Source organism: Niabella aquatica (genome assembly GCF_054779315.1).
The window spans coordinates 54,909-72,382 of record NZ_BAAGYM010000005.1 but is presented as its reverse complement, the minus strand read 5'-3'; the positions used below and the strand labels follow the sequence as shown (position 1 = coordinate 72,382).

At 42.2% G+C, this 17,474-nt stretch carries 17 protein-coding genes; 2 read left to right on the top strand and 15 right to left on the bottom strand.

Features of this window, described 5'->3' with window-relative positions:
* Positions 1 to 5 precede the first annotated feature (5 nt).
* The 7 genes from ACYVBM_RS05350 to ACYVBM_RS05320 all read right to left on the bottom strand — a co-directional run bounded on the left by ACYVBM_RS05350 (position 6) and on the right by ACYVBM_RS05320 (position 6,974).
* Positions 6 to 1,064: a Gfo/Idh/MocA family protein gene (locus ACYVBM_RS05350; RefSeq protein ID WP_460684595.1), complete on the bottom strand. Its 1,059-nt coding sequence runs from the start codon at positions 1,062 to 1,064 to the stop codon at positions 6 to 8.
* Between the two features lies 1 nt (position 1,065).
* A complete protein-coding gene (locus ACYVBM_RS05345) occupies positions 1,066 to 2,091 on the bottom strand; it encodes an L-rhamnose/proton symporter RhaT (protein ID WP_460684594.1) in 1,026 nt (341 codons plus the stop codon).
* Positions 2,092 to 2,158: 67 nt separating this feature from the next.
* Entirely contained in the window at positions 2,159 to 3,013 is an 855-nt protein-coding gene (locus ACYVBM_RS05340) for an amidohydrolase family protein (protein WP_460684593.1), read from the bottom strand.
* A gap of 50 nt (positions 3,014 to 3,063) precedes the next feature.
* Positions 3,064 to 4,236, bottom strand: coding sequence for a CaiB/BaiF CoA transferase family protein (locus tag ACYVBM_RS05335; RefSeq protein WP_460684592.1), 1,173 nt, complete (start codon positions 4,234 to 4,236; stop codon positions 3,064 to 3,066).
* Positions 4,236 to 5,375: a CaiB/BaiF CoA transferase family protein gene (locus ACYVBM_RS05330; protein ID WP_460684591.1), complete on the bottom strand. Its 1,140-nt coding sequence runs from the start codon at positions 5,373 to 5,375 to the stop codon at positions 4,236 to 4,238. Before ACYVBM_RS05330 ends, ACYVBM_RS05335 begins: the two co-directional genes overlap by 1 nt.
* Positions 5,375 to 6,532, bottom strand: a complete 1,158-nt coding sequence (locus tag ACYVBM_RS05325; protein ID WP_460684590.1) for an ABC transporter substrate-binding protein — start codon at positions 6,530 to 6,532, stop codon at positions 5,375 to 5,377. Before ACYVBM_RS05325 ends, ACYVBM_RS05330 begins: the two co-directional genes overlap by 1 nt.
* The gene (locus ACYVBM_RS05320; protein WP_460684589.1) at positions 6,525 to 6,974 is read right to left on the bottom strand and encodes a MaoC family dehydratase; all 450 of its coding nucleotides are present in this window, start codon (positions 6,972 to 6,974) and stop codon (positions 6,525 to 6,527) included. The genes ACYVBM_RS05325 and ACYVBM_RS05320 overlap by 8 nt, the downstream gene beginning before the upstream one ends.
* A 562-nt stretch (positions 6,975 to 7,536) precedes the next feature.
* Between ACYVBM_RS05320 and ACYVBM_RS05315 the strand changes: the two genes are divergently transcribed.
* Positions 7,537 to 8,463 (top strand): hypothetical protein, encoded by a 927-nt coding sequence (locus ACYVBM_RS05315; protein WP_460684588.1) that lies wholly within the window; start codon positions 7,537 to 7,539, stop codon positions 8,461 to 8,463.
* 3 nt (positions 8,464 to 8,466) lie between these two features.
* Here ACYVBM_RS05315 and ACYVBM_RS05310 read toward each other — a convergent pair whose 3' ends face one another.
* The 6 genes from ACYVBM_RS05310 to ACYVBM_RS05285 form a co-directional block, all read right to left on the bottom strand.
* Complete coding sequence (locus ACYVBM_RS05310; protein WP_460684587.1) at positions 8,467 to 9,150, bottom strand: YdcF family protein; 684 nt, start codon at positions 9,148 to 9,150, stop codon at positions 8,467 to 8,469.
* Positions 9,151 to 9,232: 82 nt separating this feature from the next.
* Positions 9,233 to 9,844: a DNA-3-methyladenine glycosylase family protein gene (locus tag ACYVBM_RS05305; protein WP_460684586.1), complete on the bottom strand. Its 612-nt coding sequence runs from the start codon at positions 9,842 to 9,844 to the stop codon at positions 9,233 to 9,235.
* Positions 9,845 to 9,920: 76 nt separating this feature from the next.
* Positions 9,921 to 10,475 carry an NUDIX hydrolase gene (locus ACYVBM_RS05300; protein ID WP_460684585.1) on the bottom strand — a complete coding sequence of 185 codons (555 nt, stop codon included), beginning with the start codon at positions 10,473 to 10,475 and terminating at the stop codon, positions 9,921 to 9,923.
* Between the two features lie 47 nt (positions 10,476 to 10,522).
* Positions 10,523 to 11,050 carry a YfiT family bacillithiol transferase gene (locus ACYVBM_RS05295; RefSeq protein WP_460684584.1) on the bottom strand — a complete coding sequence of 176 codons (528 nt, stop codon included), beginning with the start codon at positions 11,048 to 11,050 and terminating at the stop codon, positions 10,523 to 10,525.
* A gap of 11 nt (positions 11,051 to 11,061) precedes the next feature.
* A complete protein-coding gene (locus ACYVBM_RS05290; RefSeq protein WP_460684583.1) occupies positions 11,062 to 11,499 on the bottom strand; it encodes an FKBP-type peptidyl-prolyl cis-trans isomerase in 438 nt (145 codons plus the stop codon).
* A 20-nt stretch (positions 11,500 to 11,519) separates the two neighbouring features.
* Positions 11,520 to 12,281: an ABC transporter ATP-binding protein gene (locus tag ACYVBM_RS05285; RefSeq protein ID WP_460684582.1), complete on the bottom strand. Its 762-nt coding sequence runs from the start codon at positions 12,279 to 12,281 to the stop codon at positions 11,520 to 11,522.
* A gap of 111 nt (positions 12,282 to 12,392) precedes the next feature.
* On the opposite strand from ACYVBM_RS05285, the gene ACYVBM_RS05280 reads away from it, so the two are divergent.
* Entirely contained in the window at positions 12,393 to 13,661 is a 1,269-nt protein-coding gene (locus ACYVBM_RS05280; protein ID WP_460684581.1) for an aspartate kinase, read from the top strand.
* On the opposite strand, the gene ACYVBM_RS05275 is transcribed toward ACYVBM_RS05280, so the two are convergent.
* Complete coding sequence (locus ACYVBM_RS05275; protein WP_460684580.1) at positions 13,662 to 14,420, bottom strand: GLPGLI family protein; 759 nt, start codon at positions 14,418 to 14,420, stop codon at positions 13,662 to 13,664. It abuts the gene before it with no gap.
* An 8-nt stretch (positions 14,421 to 14,428) separates the two neighbouring features.
* A complete protein-coding gene (locus tag ACYVBM_RS05270) occupies positions 14,429 to 17,215 on the bottom strand; it encodes an outer membrane beta-barrel protein (RefSeq protein ID WP_460684579.1) in 2,787 nt (928 codons plus the stop codon).
* Between the last annotated feature and the right edge of the window lie 259 nt (positions 17,216 to 17,474).

The following is a 17,474-nucleotide window of genomic DNA, read 5'->3' as shown; positions in this document are numbered from 1 at the left end:
CGGGTTCATAAAAAATCATTGATCAATACACCATCTCTTTCATTGCTTGCATAAGCGGCTTCTACACAGGCCATTGTTATCAGCGCATCGTCAATGCTGTTTTCGGGTGTGGTAATAATGCCTGCTTTTGCTAATAACATTTGTTCCATGGTTCCTATAAAGGCATGGGGGAACCAGGTTCCGCTAATATCTTTTGTGTGCCATTGGGCATTGCCACCTTCTTTTAAAATAATATACCCGAATGTATCATCTGTTCCATGCGGATAATTGATCAGTGCACCAAAAGTCATCTTAACAGCGCCTTTTGTTCCTTCTATTTTCACATATGACTCCTGTGTATGGTGGCTATAGTTATGATTATGATTGGTGTGGATGACTGCCCGTACCAGATCTCCATAATCCATTATTATATTGGACTTAACTGAAGAAAGCTGAGTAGCTTCGGGATGTTTAAAGGTGCGCGCTAATACTTTTTTCGGATTGCCTAAAAAAGAGCGTACCAGGTCTACATAATGAATACTATGATAGTTAATTTCCATTCGGTCCTTTACGAACAGGAAATCCCATAGGTTCCAGGGCGTGTGCACATTCACATACACTTCTACATCTGTAACAATACCCAGCTCACCATCAGCAATCATTTTCCTCGCTTCCATAATGTAAGGTGCAAAACGCATCTGAAAATTAACGCCGGCGAGCATTTGCTTATTATGTGCTAGAGAGTGAATAGCTTTCGCTTCACCCATACTTTCTCCATAAGGCTTCTGGATCAGTACTGTAGCTTTTTGTGGTAATACTTTTAGTACAGATATAATCTCTGAAGCAGGTAGGGCAAAATCGTATACAGCATGAGTTCCATTATCAGCTACCATTTCTTCCAGGCTGTCGTACACTTTTGCGATACCAAATTTTTCCGCCAGCCTTATTGCCTTTTGCTTATTGCGGTTCACTATTCCTTTTATAGTATAGCCGGCGATCTTATAGGCGGGTAAATGCGCATCAGCTACAATACCGCCTGCACCAATGATACATATAGGAATTGCTTTAATTTGTTCGTAATCCATATTATATTCCTCCCAGGTAATTACCATATGTTAACACTAATACTGCCAGCAAAAGTACAGCCAGCGCAAAAGCAAGCACACGGCGGGTTACAGGACGGGTAAATTTCCATTCTTTTAATACCAGCCCAACTAACGAGCTAAAAAACACCAGCAGGATCATGTGTATAGCCCAGCTCGAAAACTCAAACTTCCCTAAACGTACATGCCCCAAACCATAAAAGAAAAACTGCCCATACCATAACATACCGGTTAAAAAAGCCATTAAGTAATTGATGCTTAATGTACCCTGATGAATGCTCTTATATTCTGAAAAAGTTTTATTTTTTACGTGCAGCCACAGAGTGTACAGCAAGGTTGTAACAAAGGCACCGGAGTTAGAAAATAGATAAACAACGTTCACCTGGAAGTTGCCCGCACCATAATCAGCAGCAATATCCGAGACAGGTTTGCCTGCATTTATCGCGAACCCATACAATGCAGACAATACCCCAGCCAGCAGGCATAAAGGCAATCCTTTTCTAAATGAAAAGGCTGCCTGGCCTTGAGCGGCATCTTTTTCCTTCAACCTGCCGGCTACACCACAAAAAGCAATACCTGCTGCTCCCAGCACCACACCTGTTAATATCCATTGGCCGCCAGTTCCATTTACCACATCGCTGAGTGTGCCATTCATCAACGGGGGCACTAAAGTGCCCAATACACAAGATATTCCTACAGAAATAGCATACGTAAGCGAGAACCCGATGTGTTTTATAGCCATCCCGAAAGCAGTACCGCCCACACCATAAGCCATTCCCAAAAGGAACGAGTTACGCATGGCCGAAGCAGGCGCTTCGCTCAATACGCGACCCAGGGATGGGATTGTGATCCATGCAATAACCAGGGGCAGCAAAAACCAGCATACAAAAGCCTGCGCCAGCCAGTACGTTTGCCAACTCCAGCCTTTAACTTTCTTTTCAGGGGTGTAACATAACGCAGCAGAAGAAGCGCCTACACCATGAAAAAATATGCCACCAAATAATTGCATTCGTTATGTTTATTTTTTTGAACCAGCTATAAAGTATAGCATTGTCATATTGGTCAGACCGGTACGGTCAGACCATATCCAGGTTGTAAAACGAAATAGCGTTCTCACAAAATATCAAACGCCTTTCATGCTCATCAGCGACAAGCTCCCTGATAACCTGTTTATATACACTCCATACCTCCTCGTAACCGGATGCCAGTAAAGATATGGGCCAGTCGCCACCACAAAAACAGCGCTTAGCGCCAAAGCCTGTTAATACAAAGTCTATATATGGCTTTATTGCTGCTTCAGCAAACTTCTCTTTTCCCGCTGTTGTTCCCAGACCAGAGATCTTTACATAAAAATTTTTATGCTGTGCAGCCAGCTTCATGTATTGCCCCCATTCGCCGAACTGTTCACCGCTTTTGACAGGAGGTTGGTTCAGGTGGTCAAACACCATTTTAAGATCCGGAACCAGCTCCGCTATCTTTAGGGCAGTTTTTATATGATTTACATTAACCCCCACCACATCAAAAGGCAAATGACAGGCCGCTAATAATTTCAGGCTTTCAATCACTTCGGGCTGTAATAGCCATTCATCATCGGCTTCATCATGGATCAGGTGCCTTACCCCTTTAAAATATCTTTCCCCGGAGAATACCGATTGTAATAATTGTTCTGATTTTGAACTGCTGGTTAATGGCAGCCATCCCACTATCCCTTTGATCCACTTATGATTGTTAGCAGCCTCTAACATCAGGGCTGTATCTTCCATTGTATTGTCTGCCTGCACCAGCAGACCTGCATCAACACCTGCCGCAATACGGGAAGCTTCCAATTGTTCCAGGCTGTAAGATTGCTGCAGCCATCCCGAGGCGCTTTTCAGCCACCCGTAGCCAGAACGTTCTACATTCCATATATGTACATGCGTATCAATAATCATGAGGTATAACCAATACTTTAAGCCATTCTTATAAAATACGTATACAGCGGTTATTTCACTTTAACTGCTTCAGGCTTTTCACCTGTTTTATATTTGAAATCGATCTCATCATTATGTTCTCCCAATGCCGGAGCTCCAATATGATTAGAGAGCGTGTGACCGTCGATCGTTATTGGCGATCTCGTGGTCTTTATGGAAATTCCATTACTGGTCTTTACCACAATTTCCATATTCAGTAATTTATAGCCCTCTTCTTCTGTCAGTTGCTTATAATCTAAAACCTTAGAGCACCACACACCTGCAGGCTCCAGTATACTTAACCAGTAAGACGTTGTATTCGTAAGAAGGTGTCGCGCCAGTACAGATTTTATTTCGTCTCTTTTATCAAACCAGTCTTTTTTATTACTGTAGGCCGTTAGCTCTATACAGCCGGTCAGCGAACCTAACTGAACAATATCTGCCATGGCTATGGTTATATAATCATCTTTTGTTTTATATATACCATAAGGAGCAGCTACATACGCATGTCCGCTGTTAACCGCACTGCGCTGAGGCAGCCGTCCACCATCATTGAAATAGCAGGTTAATACCTCAAACTGGAAATCCAGGGCACTTTCCAGCATACTTACCTGTATGCTGCCGCCCTCACCGGTAATGCCTTTGTGATATAAAAGAGAAAGAATACCCTGTGCCAGATGCCCGCCTGCCAGCATATCCACCACCGAAACGCCCATAGGTGTAGGATTGGCATTACTGCTATTGTTCAGCCAGGCAAGGCCTGATACAGACTGAAGTAATAAATCCTGCCCGGGCAAATGTTTCCAGCTACCACCTTCACCATAACCGGTTACATTGGCATAAATAACCGCAGGGTTTATTTGCTTTACACTATTGTAATCAAATCCTAAACGTTCCATCACGCCCGGCCGGAAATTATGCATTACCACATCGGCCTTTTCAATTATTTTTTTGATCTTACCGGTATCTCCGGGACATTTAAGATCGGCTGCATAGCTTTTCTTATTTCGGTTGATGGCATGAAAAATAGAAGACTCTCCGTCAATCACCACATCAGACACATACAACTCCCTGCATATATCGCCTGTTCCCGGTTTTTCAATCTTCACCACATCGGCTCCGAAATCTGCAAGACATAAGGATGCAGAGGGCCCGGAAAGGAACTGGCTAAAATCAACAACTAATATATCCTGCAGTAATTTCATTATAATAGAAATTCTTCTTTTATCTTTTCGGTATGCTGGCCCAGTAAAGGTGCCGGTTGATCCGCCACCAGCTTTTCGCCATTGATACGGATAGGGCAACGTGTAGTAACATAAGTTGCGTTGTTGCCTGCATCAATCCTTATCTCCATTCCTGTGCTTTTATAAAGATCTGTTTGAGTTAAAGCGGCCCAGTTGTTTACATCCGATGCCCATAAACCTAATGTTGTCAGACGCTGCAACCAATATTTACTGCTATTAGTGAGCAACTGTTTTGCAATAATGCCCTTGATCTCATCGCGCTTTTCAAATACATCCTGCTCCGTGTAACCATTCAGTTCAAAGGTTTCCAAAGCCTGTTGCAGCAAAAGCATGCTCATCATTGCCAGTGCAATATACCCATCTGCCGTTTTATAAATACCATAAGGTGCGCCTAACAAAGGATTGCCATTGCTCACCTTGCTTCTTTTTATGCCCTGCCTGCTATGATAATGAGTAGTAAAAAGCTCAAACTGGAAACTGATTGCCGACTCTAAAAGGCTTAGCTCTACATACGCCCCCATACCCGATTTCTGCCTGCCAATAAGCGCTGCCAATATGCCCTGTACTGCATGTATACCACAAATACTATCTACAATAGAAAGGCCGAAAGGCATAGGACCATCTCCTTCATCGCCGGTAGTATAGGTAAGGCCTGATAAAGACTGCAGCAACAGATCCTGACCGGGCTTATTCTTCCACGGGCCTTTTTTGCCATAACCGGTTATTTCGGCGTAGACGATACGCTTATTGATCTTCCTGACATCGCTATACGCAAGCCCTATCTTTTCCATTACGCCTGGCCGGAAATTGTGTGTAATGACATCTGCCTTAGTGATCAGTTTTTTTACCAGCTCAAGATCCTCGGTATTTTTCAGATCGGCGGTAAAACTTTCCTTGTTACGGTTGATCGCGTGAAAGTTAAGCGCATCCTCCCCTATCCATAAATTCTTTATTGCCAGGTTCCTGCATGGATCGCCGGTGCCGGGCCGTTCAATTTTTATCACACGCGCACCCAGATCTGCCAATCTCAAGCCGGCAGAAGGGCCAGACAGGTATTGGCTAAATTCAAGAACAATCAACCCTTTTAACGGCAAAAACATTATGCAAAAACTTTTGATAAATTTTTCTTCAAAGACTCCCGGTATATCGCATTCAGCTTTTCAATCACCAGCTTTTCACTTTTTTGCTTACCCCGTAAATATTCCTGTATGTACCACCCTGCTTCATCCTGGAAGTGCAGGTACCCGTGGTAACGCGGGCGTATATACCCGTTTTTCATAACAGGTAAAATACTGGCAAAAAAGTTATGGGTAAGCCTGTTATTTAAATCACTTTGCCACGCCTTTAAATGCCCCGGCTGCCCTTCATTATAAGTATAACCATGGGTTTGAAACTGTGGCGAGCCTACCATTTCCGCATAAGCAAGGGCCTCCTGTTTATAATTGGAGAAAGCAGATACCGAGAGACCGGTTCCTCCCACAGTTGTTCTCAGTTTTTTACCTTTATAGCTTACTACATCTGTATATACCAGCAGATTACCGGCATATCCTAAACGGGAATAGTTGGTATAACAATAAGCAAACGGACAATACAAATACCTGTCCGTGCCAGCCATAGCTTCAGCAACTGCTATCGGATTTTTCTCAAACATAGATCGATCTACCAACGAATATAGCGCATACATAGCACATAAAGCCTCAATACCGGTATGTTCGTTTATCACTTCTTCTGTATCAGCAAATGGCATAGTTCCATATGCAATACAAAAAGTATAAAAGTTCATCAATACATCTATGGGTATAGCAGGTACTGCTACCCTGCCGGTCCTTGCCAGCTCCAGCACCTCTTCCCAGGTTTGCGGAACTTCTTTCAACAGATCCTTCCTGTAACTGGCCGCCGGTGCAGCGGCATCAACAGCCAAGGCCCATTGATGCCCATCGTAATAATAGCTTAAATGAGAGGCGCCCACACTGTTATCCAGCTGGTCTTTTAAATATTCAGCAGATAAATATTCATCAAGTGGCAGCACACAGCGCGTTGCAGCAGCAGTTCCTACCCAGGGATGATCGATAATTAAAAGATCATATTCTTCCGTCAGCTGCTCTATAGGATAGTCAGCAAACTGTTGCAGGCTGCGCTTATGCCATTGTACTTCTATACCGGGGCGTAGCTCTGTAAAACGCTGCGCTGCTGCCTGCAACGGTGTTATACCCCGGCTATGACTCCACGTAATTCCTTTTAAGATCATATCAGGCATCCACACTCCTTTTTTCTACCATCAATAAATGTTCGCAAACCATTACCAGCTCTTCCTTTTGGTTATGCACTTCCAGCAGTTCTGTAACAATGCCATAACCGGGTCTTTTATGATCTTTTTTGTCTTTTATAGTAACAGTAGTGCTGATGGTATCATTAATATATACCGGGCGTATAAAACGTAACCTTTCATACCCGTAGGTCATGGCTACTTCATTGATAACACCAGCTGTCAAGCCAACTCCTATGCTGAAGATCAACGTACCATGCGCTATCCGGTGTTTAAAAGGTTGAGTTTTGCACCATTCTTCATCCATGTGGTGCGGGTAAAAATCACCCGACTGTCCCGCATGTATTACAATATCTGCATCTGTAATTGTCCGGCCTGTAGTTTTTCGGGATTCGTTCAGAGCAAAGTCCTCATAGTATATTTTAACGCTCATAATGTCAGGCATTTTATCGCTGCCCGAAAGTATACCAAGACCGCATTTTAAAAAATGGGTTGTTTCACTAATGTGATGTAATATTTTACTGATAGCTTATCTTACGATTTTGAATCTTCACAGCAAAAAATATCAGCAACCATTACTCACCCTGTTTTTTCTTTTATGAAATGAATAAGTAGATAGAAAATGTACATCATTTTCATAAACAGGGAACCAGGTTCGTACCTTTTATGAAAAGGTGGCGATGGATATCAATACTCCGACTCCTTTTGTTTGTTTTTTTAATTATTTGTAAATATTGCTGCAATAGAACCGCCCGGCATTTATTTACGCACTTTTTATCTTCGAGTTTGTTTACGCTTTTGCAGAGTTGGATCATAATATGAATATCTGGGTATTTACCAAAAACTGGTTTGGAATAAATGGCATGGCCTGCTTATGCAGCGATATGCCACTGCAGCTTACCAGCTGTTATCTTTTTTCATAACTTAGCATTTTTGTAACAGCTTCAGAAAACGGGAAGTAATTACCTAATATTGCTTTTTAAATTATTATCGCTGTGCGCCTCATTAAACTTCTTTTATATACACTATCCTCTATTGGACTGATTGCTGTAACGAATCTGCCAATGAAGGCGCAGGGTTTTCCTAACCCCATTAAAAGTAATTTATCTATAAAAGCCGGCGCAGAAAGCCGCAGGACCAATTTCAGATGGTCAATAGCTGGTAATACAGCAGGACAAGACCCGAATATTTATTCGGAGCTGATCTATAACCCCGTTCATTCTGCCGGTTTTTTTGTTGGGGCGCATTATACGATCTATAAAAGATGGACTATTGAAGCTAATTATAACAGGTTAAGCACGTACAAAGGGAGCGCTACTGATATTGACTATGCCGGCGACAACCGTACCCAACCTATCAAACCTCTAATCGGGGATACCCTTTTCAGAAGCGACAAAGGCCATATGAGTTGCTTTAATATGGCGCTTAGCTATACTTTTATTGACAAACAGCCTTTTAAATTAAGTGCAGGAGCCGGGTACACGAACAACAGGGAATTATTCTACCTGTTAGACGATGAGATGCCTGATCTTAATACAACTTACCGGGCCAGCTGGAAAGGCGCCCTGTTTTTTTTAGAAGGAATGATACATATTACTCCCCAGGTTTATATACAGCCCCGGGTATCATTTCAACCGATGCAATATAATTCGACTGCCAACTGGAATATACAGGAAGATTTTCAGCATCCCGTCAGTTTTATACAAACCGCTAACGGTACAGGATGGAATTATACAGCACACGCAGGTTACCGATTGAATAAAAATATGGGATTACATATTGAATGGCTGTACGCTGACTGGAAAACAAAAAAAGGTATAGATCATCTATACCGGAAATCAGGCGAAATTCCTGTAACACAAATGAACGGGGCTTTTAAGAAAAGCAGTGGCTGGAGACTGAGTGCTACTTATTCTTTTTAAAATTCATAAAGGCATTGCTTTCCGTCCTTCCCTGTTTTCCCAGGGAATAAATGCGCCTAATGTGCCACGCAACCTTTTAAACCAGCTTTCACGCTCCATTATAGATATAAAATCAGTTTTAAAAGCCGGAGCGGGATCAATGGTATATTCCTGATCATTGAGCTTTTTTAACGTATCTACCATAAAAGGTATGTGCTGAATTTTAGTAGCAAATCTTCTTCTTGTAAAGCCTTTGGTTAAAGATGACTGGAAAGGATCTGTTACCAAAGCGATCGTCTTAAACCCCTGCTCCCGGGCCAGCTCATAGGCGTAATAAATATTTTCGGTGCTATGTTCTGCCTGAGTTTCATAAAAGATATGATTTGCCGGCACGCCCAGTTGCAGCGCATACAGCCCCATGATCTTAGCCTCGTAATACGGAGAATAAACTGCGCTCCCGGAAAATATTATGTTCCTGATAATTCCTTTATGATATAAAAAACCGGCCCAAAGTACCCTGCTTTTCATAACCGAGTCCCATTGGTTGTTTATAAACTGTATGCCGGGTACTATACCTGCATCAAAGGATCTATCATTAGCGATAACCTCGTTATACAACTTTGCAGGACGTTTCCTGTAAGAAACACATCCCCACATGCTTATTATAACAACAGACAGCAATAGCGATAGTATCAGCATTTTAATCATTGCCCGTAAAATACAACATATAGGCCAGTCTTTAATACAGCATGATGTACATTTTTTTGTGCCAGAATACATGACCTGCACATTACAGGGGAACTAAAGGCGTATCCAGATATTGCCATAAATACCTGCAGGCATAGGTTCGGTACGGACGCCATGCGGCAGCGATCTGTTCCATTTTATGAACAAGCTCTTTTAAACTGGCATATTCAATCTGGTATAGCCGGGTCATGGCCTTTTGCAATCCTAAATCTCCGGCAGAAAATACATCTTCGCGGCCAAGTGCAAACATTAGCAACATCTCAACGGTCCATTGACCCACACCCTTAATTTGGGTAAGCAGCGCCATCAGCTCCTCATTACTCATTTTGCCGAGCTTCGCATCCGTTAATTTATTATCTATAAAGAACCGGCATATGTTTTTAATATAAAGCGCTTTAGCGTTAGAAAGGCCAATGCTCCTTAATGTTTCATGAGGTACCGCCAGTATGTCCGGAGGCCCAGGTATTTTTGTTGTAAACAGCTGTAAAAACCTGGAAAATATAACCGTAGCTACTTTTGTGCTTAGCTGCTGGCTCATAACGGAAGCACATAGCTGCAGGCATACATTTTTCTTTTTATTGATTACATGATGCCCCTGCTGCTTCATAAGTGCGCTCAACACTTTATCTTTATAGAAATGCTTGCGATAAGGCATCTTTTTTATTTCGGATTTCCGGTTTCTGATCTGAATGTATAACGGCAGGCGCTGCCATCGGTCAACTATCTCTCATTTACACCTTTAGCTCCCCCAGTTTCAACAAGGCATACAACATACAGGTAACATGCATGGACTGTATAAATTCATTGTTCCTGAATTTTTCCTTAAATATTTCCAGGTCCATTAATTCCACATGTATTTCTTCATTTTCATCAAGGCTTTGTCCGGTTGTTTTTTTCCCGCCCCTGGCCAGGAACATGTGCATCCAGTTATTATTGGTTGAAGGGTTGGCGCAGGTTTTACCCAGGTATTCAAACTGTTCAAATTCATAACCCGTTTCTTCCAGCAGTTCCCGTTTGATGGCTGCTTCAAAATCCGCATCCTCATCATCTACACATCCACCCGGAATTTCCCAGCAGGTTTCACCAATGGCATGGCGGTATTGCAGCTCCATCACCACCTTATTATCTGCTGTCAGTGCAAAGCAGGTAACCCAGGTAGGAAACTCATACACATAATAGGGGGTTACAATTTTACCCTGTGGCGTTCTGCAGGTGTCCTTCCGTACTTTAAACCACAGGTCGTTAAATAATTGCTCTGATTGTAGTATCTCCCATTTCAGATTCATCTTAAATTATTTAAGTAAACATATAAATCACGAAATCCCCGCCCGGGTTACCATTTCATTTTTTCTCTTAAACCGTTTATTTGCGCTACATGGTGCCTGCCGTGCCAGGCATATAACTGGAGGAAATACCAAAGCGATAATTCCTTTTGCATACCGGGATGGTAAGCACTGCGTTCCCAGTCTTCATCACTCAATTTTTTTATAGCTTCATACCAGCGTATATGCAGGGCATATAATAATGTTATGGAAATATTTACAGGCAACGATTTCACATCATCCAGCAGAGCCCATAAGTTTTCATTATAAGGCTTTATAGTTGGTACATCTTCAGTCAGGCACAGCTTAAACCTGATATAAGCATTGATATGGCTATCTGCTACATGGTGTACCAGCTGGTGAACAGTCCACCCGCCCTCACGGTAAGGTGTATGCAAACAGGCCTCATCAAGGTTTGTAACAGCAGCTTCCAATGCATTCGGCAGGAAACGGAGAGCGGCCAATGCGCTTTCTTTTTCTGCTGTAGAAAACGCTTTCCATTCCAGTCTCCCGATGGGATACTGGTTTTCTATTTCCATAAATATATTGTTTAACGGTTTACTTTCAGCAGCTCCACCTCAAATAAAAGTGTAGCTCCGCCGGGAATATCAGCGCCTGCGCCCCTGTCGCCGTAAGCCAGGTCGGATGGAATCCATAATCTCCAGTGACTGCCTTCTTTCATTAGCGGAATAGCTATTTGCCAACCTTTGATCAACTGTGTAAGCCTTGCTGTGAATGGCTGGTTTCTTTTAAAAGAACTATCAAACTCCTTCCCGTCCAATAAAGCACCTTTGTAATGCGCTGTTATAGAATCAGACAATAACGGCTTAACGCCTGTACCTTCTCTTATCACTTCATATTGTATGCCCCCTTCCAGTTCGTGCACACTTTCTTTGTTTTTATTTGCCTCTAAAAATTCGCGGCCTTCCTGCTTTTGTTGCTCAATTTTTTCATTCATCGCTGCTCTGAGTTTTTGTTGTAAATCCATTATTTGTTAAAAAATTAAAATTACGGTTCTCTTAATGATTTTCCTGTAAGATGAATAAAAACATCTTCGAGGTTGGCTTTTTTTACTTCGCGCGGCCGTTCAAAACCTGACGCTACCAAATGGTCGATCAGGTTGTCCGGTGTATCAAGGGCAACAATATTACCAGAATCTATAATGGCGATCCTGTTGCATAAATACTCCGCTTCATCCATATAATGTGTGGTAATAATAACAGTAGTTCCCTGCGCGTTGATTGTTTTTATGAGCTCCCATAAATTACGGCGTGCCTGCGGATCAAGGCCGGTAGTAGGCTCATCTAAAAAAATAACCCTGGGCTTATTAATCAGTGTGGTTGCTACAGAAAAACGCTGTTTTTGCCCGCCGCTTAGCTCTTTAAATTTTGCCCTGGCTTTTTCTTCCAGGTTTACAGAGCGCAGCAGCTTCATACCATCTACCTCCTGGTTATATAAGCCGGCAAACAGGTCTATCAACTGTAACAGGTTCAGGCCCGGATAATAGCTGCTCGCCTGCAACTGAACGCCAATAAGACTTTTAATAGCATTAGGATCCCGATCCAAATCATAGCCCGCAACCGTAATGGTGCCACTTGTTTTTTTACGCAACGTTTCTATAATCTCCAGAGTAGTGGACTTACCTGCGCCATTAGGTCCCAGTAACCCGAAAATCTCATTCTCATACACTTCAAATGAAATGCCCTTTACTGCATTAAAATCACCATAGTTCTTTACAAGATCTTTCACCGAGATGATCGTATTAGCCATGCGCTAAAACTACGAATAAAACCTGAACTGATATGATAACGTACAATATTTGAATGGGAAAACGGCTCTTTTAAGAAAAACATCGACATTTGCACTTCTTAAAAAATCGGAATGGTAAAGGTATTTAAGTTTGGAGGTGCATCGGTAAACAGTGCTGAACGGGTCAAAAATGTTGCGGATATCCTGCAACAAAATAAAAATGAAAAGCTGCTGGTAGTAATTTCTGCTATGGGCAAAACCACTAACGCGCTGGAAAAAGTAGCTGAAGCTTTTTACAGTAACAAAAAAGAGGAGGCTTTACAGCTTTTTGAGCAGGTAAAACAACAACACCTGACCACAGCAAAGTATTTGCTGGTAACCAGCTACCTGGCGTGTGAAACCCGGCTAAGAGATTTCTTCACCGAGGTAGAGTGGCTGCTGCACGATCATCCCGTACGCGAGTATGATTATTATTACGACCAGATCGTCTGTGCCGGTGAATTATTATCCACCGCTATTATAAGCCATTACCTGTACGAGTATGGAATCGATAACGAATGGATCGATGTGCGCGATATAATAAGAACCGATGATAACTTCAGGGACGGAAATATCGACTGGTCCTTTACACAAGGCAAAGTGGATGAACTGCTTAAACCCGGTCTGGATAAAGGTTTGATAGTTTTAACCCAGGGGTTTATCGGTGCCACACACGAAAATGAAAGCACTACACTAGGAAGGGAAGGCAGCGATTATACCGCTGCGGTTTTTTCGAATATGCTGGATGCAGAAAGCCTGACCATATGGAAAGATGTGGAAAGCATTATGAACGCCGACCCCAGGGAAGTTGCAGACGCCTGCCCCCTGTATGAGCTGAGCTATACGGAAGTCATTGAAATGGCTTATTATGGCGCACAGGTCATTCACCCCAAAACCATAAAGCCCTTGCAGAACAAAAGCATACCACTTTATGTCAAATTCTTTCTGGATGCGGATCTACCCGGAACCACTATCCATAATAGTATTGGTAAAAACCTGCCACCCATTATTGTTATTAAGCGCAACCAGGTAATGATCGAATTAAAGTCGAAAGACTTTTCTTTTATCGGTGAGCACAACACCGAAGCATTGTATGAGCTGTTTGAGCAACTGTTCATTACCCCTACCCTTACCCAGAGCGGCGCTATCAGCATTATTTATGCCTTTGACCACCGCGAAGATAAAATAAACCGGTTAGCGGCAGCAGCAGCGCTTAATTTTGATGTACAGGTAACGCCCGGCCTTACCTTGTTAACCATACGCCATTATAATGATGAAGCGCTGCAGAAATACGTCGCGGGAAAACAGTTCCTGGTAAGGCAGCAAACCGTTCATAATATGCGGCTGCTATACAGGGAGTAGCTATAAAAAGGTTCGCCAGATCATCGGGTTCATCCACCGGGAAGCATTCTTCCATTCTTTCGCACGCGATTTCCCCACTTCTGTCAGGATCTGCATCAACTCAGTTTCACTTTTCTTTTTACCTTTGGTAGGTTCTTTAATGGCAGGTTCGCCGAGCGTGAGTGTTGTAGCGATCCAGCTGGTATACAAACGCGGAATGGTTACCCCCAGTATCATTCCCGGCAATCCATTCAGGCTCATAGGACCGCCGCTTATCTTAATTTCATCAGTATAGTAGGCAAACACATATACACTATCAAACAATATCGTACTGGCACGCCTGCAGTTAAAGCCGGCTATAGTGGTTATATCATTGGGGTATAATTTCCACCTGATCTGCTTCAGATCCCCGGAAATGATATAATTATTGTCGATAGCTTTCTGGTTAACAAACTTCCTGTTTTGATAATCGTTGTACCAGAAATCATCTTCATTAACATTCGACAACCAGGATGTAACCTTCTTCGTATCGCCAGACCTGTCATACTGGTAACTGGCCTTGTCCCCGTTAAAATAGTATTTATAGTAATTAAGCGTAAATTGTGGTTGTGCCGCAATAAGCGATTTTGCCCAATCACCATCTTCATCACCCCACATATAGGTAAGGGATGCATGGAGGTTGGTCTTTACTTCAAACTCAATGGTACCACTGGTGATAAACTTTTGAGCCTGTACCATTCCCGCGAAAAAAATTAAAGCCGCTGAAAATAGGTTCTTCATTATATATTTTATTTTGATGGTGCTGCACTGTTCTTGGTAATGTTCCATACAAAAGAAACCAGCCAGAACCTTTGCATAATGGTACGATATGTTTCTGTAAAGCTATAGCTGCTAAAATTCCGGTTATAGCCCCTGTTTTGATTCAGGATATCATATACCGATAGCCTTGCCTCAAACTGGTTCTTATAGATTTTTTTGGTAAGGAAGCCGTTCCAGATCACATAACTGTTATTAGCCGGAAACCTGGGATCTTTTTGAACCAGGTTCCCATCCAGGTCGGTTCGGATCTCGAACTTCAACGGCAACTGCACATTCCCCCATAAATTTAAACGCCCGCTCCAATATTCCGCATTGGCAGTAGTGCTTACAGTAGCTTTTGTTGTATTGTATGCTGCCTCGGGGGAAATACCAAAATCGTATTTACCATCTACACTTTTATAAACATCAAGCCCGAACCTGTAGCCGTTTGTGGTACTGGTATTCTTTTGGCTTCGCCCGTTATTTGCCGTAAAATTGCTCACAAAGTCAACATTACGGTTAAAATTATATCCTCCGGAAAAGCCTAACCGCATGCCTAAGCTCTTCAATTTAAAGCCATAGCTGAGACTTGAGTTAAAATTGGCCACTCCATTCGTGTTGACTGTGTAATACCTGCGTACCCCTTCATTGAACTCACTGAATTGCACAAAGGCATTTTGTGTAAACCCATAATTCATATATCCCCATATATTTCTTTCGGTCAACATTTTGAAACTGTTGTAGTAAAGGCTGAAATTATGACTGAAAGAAGGATGTAAAGAAGGATTTCCCACATAAATATTTAACGGGTCCGAATTATTAGGTATCGGCTGTAACTGATCTAAAGAAGGTGCCCGCCCGTATCCGTTATAATAAAAGTTAAGCGATTCACTTGGCTTTATCTTATAGGTGATATTCGCTCTTGGGCTATGGTTCACAAAACTGTAATCTCTTGTAATATTTCTGGTAAGATCTATCTGCTCATAAGTGGTAAACGCCGCGGAAGTACCAACCGAAAGGTTTATTTTCTTTTTACTATACCTGAAGCTTATGCCCGGTGCATTGCTTATGGAGTTAAACTCATAATTATTACTCAAAGAATCTATAAGGTTGTTATAACCACTACCGCTTTTTGCATAAACATTTCGATCATTCGTATTTTTACCCATGTTAAACGCATAGTTCAGCTCCAGATAAACATCTTTCATTAAAGGCTCTGTATAAGCAATGCGCGTGTTTACGTTGTTCGACACATTGTCAGACAGCGTATTCTGGTCTATAGTAACAGTGCTGTCAATAGCGCCATTTTTGTAAAAATCCAGCTTTGAATACAGCAATGCCTCACCGTTGGATTCTGTATAATTAAAACCCCCGTTCACAGAAATAGTCCGGTACAATTTTTTAAACTTATGCATCCAGAGCAGGTTCGCATTTATATTCCTGTTATCTGATTTATTTTTTCCCTGCCGGTTATTGGTATTGATAAAGGCGCTGTCCACATTCCTGTTCTCACTATAATAATTATAATCAGACTCATTATTATTCATATTTCCCTGTGCTGTCAGCTTCAGGGTATTCATCGAATCCAGCTTGGTTTCAAAAATCAGGTTGGCACCCTGTTTCAAATTAGAGCTGTACGAGTTATTGTCGTTATAGCCCAGCCATGTAGAGTCGGGTAAAAAGTTCCTTGAATAGGTACGGGTACGGGTGGGGGCGTTTATTTTAGTAACCCTGTACCCCGCATTCAGGCTTTGCTTATCCTGGTTGAACTTATTATTATAATGTATGCCTCCGTTCCAGTTGGTGGGGATACCATCACTTCGATTATAGTCGCCCATCGATGTCATATAAAAGCCTCCGTCATCGGTGGTTTGCACGTCGGTGCCGCCACCATATTTACTCCGGTCGTCCCAATCCAGGTTCAGCTTGCCTGTATTGCTCATAATGCCGTATACCGCAATTTTTCTTTTTGCTTTAAAGGCATTAAACATCAGTGCATTATTAAACTTATCCTGATCGCCAGGCAGTTGATTGTTTTTTAGCCCGCCCCCTGCTTCCAATTTCCCAAAGTATCCCTTCTTCTTATCCTCTTTTAATACAAGATTCATGGTTTGTTTGCTCTGGCCGTCATCAATGCCTGTAAAAGCGGCCTGGTCACTTTTCCCTTTATATACCTGTACATCCTTCACAATATCTGCCCTTAAATTCTTTGTGGCAATGCCGGGATCGCTTCCAAAGAACTCTTCTCCATCTACCAGGAACCGTTCTACCTTTTCGCCAAGCGCCGTTATTTGCCCGTTGCGATCTACCTGCACACCTGGCAGCTTCTGCAGCAGCTCTTCTACATTAGCACCTTCCCGTACTTTAAAACTATCGGCAGTATAAATAGTGGTATCTCCCTTAATTCTTATAGGCGCGCCACCTTTTACCACTACCTCTTCCAGCAGCTTGCTTTTAGACAGCATATTAATGGCCCCAAGATCTAAAGGCTTACCAGGCTGCAGCTGCAGCTTATCGGTATAATCAGCAAAGTAAGGATGGGTAACCAGCAAAATATAACTCCCGGTGTCTGCTGCATTCAGCTCAAAAGCACCCTGTGCCCCTGCTCTCGTAAAATCTACCAGAACAGAATCCTTACTGTTCAACAATACAACAACCGTATTTTGTAAGCTTCTCTTCTCGGTAGAATCCACAAGCATTCCTTTTATATTCGTGGTTTGTGAAAAAGCTGAAGCAGTTACAATAATAGTCAAAAGCAGCGTTAAGAACCTTCTCATAGAGTAATTATATTAATTATAAGCCTATTAAGATGCCTGATGAGCAAAAATGCATAAACAAAAAGCAAAAAAATTATACTTATAAACAAACTTTTGTTAAAATGATCCGACCGAACCGAATATATACGAAAATTACGTAGATAGCAGATTCCCCGAATCCAATCAAAAATATACCTTTTGAAAGAACCTGATCTATATTAAACCGGTGAACAAGGGTAATTCTCCGGTAAATGGCAGGTTTTAAAATGTCAAAAAATTT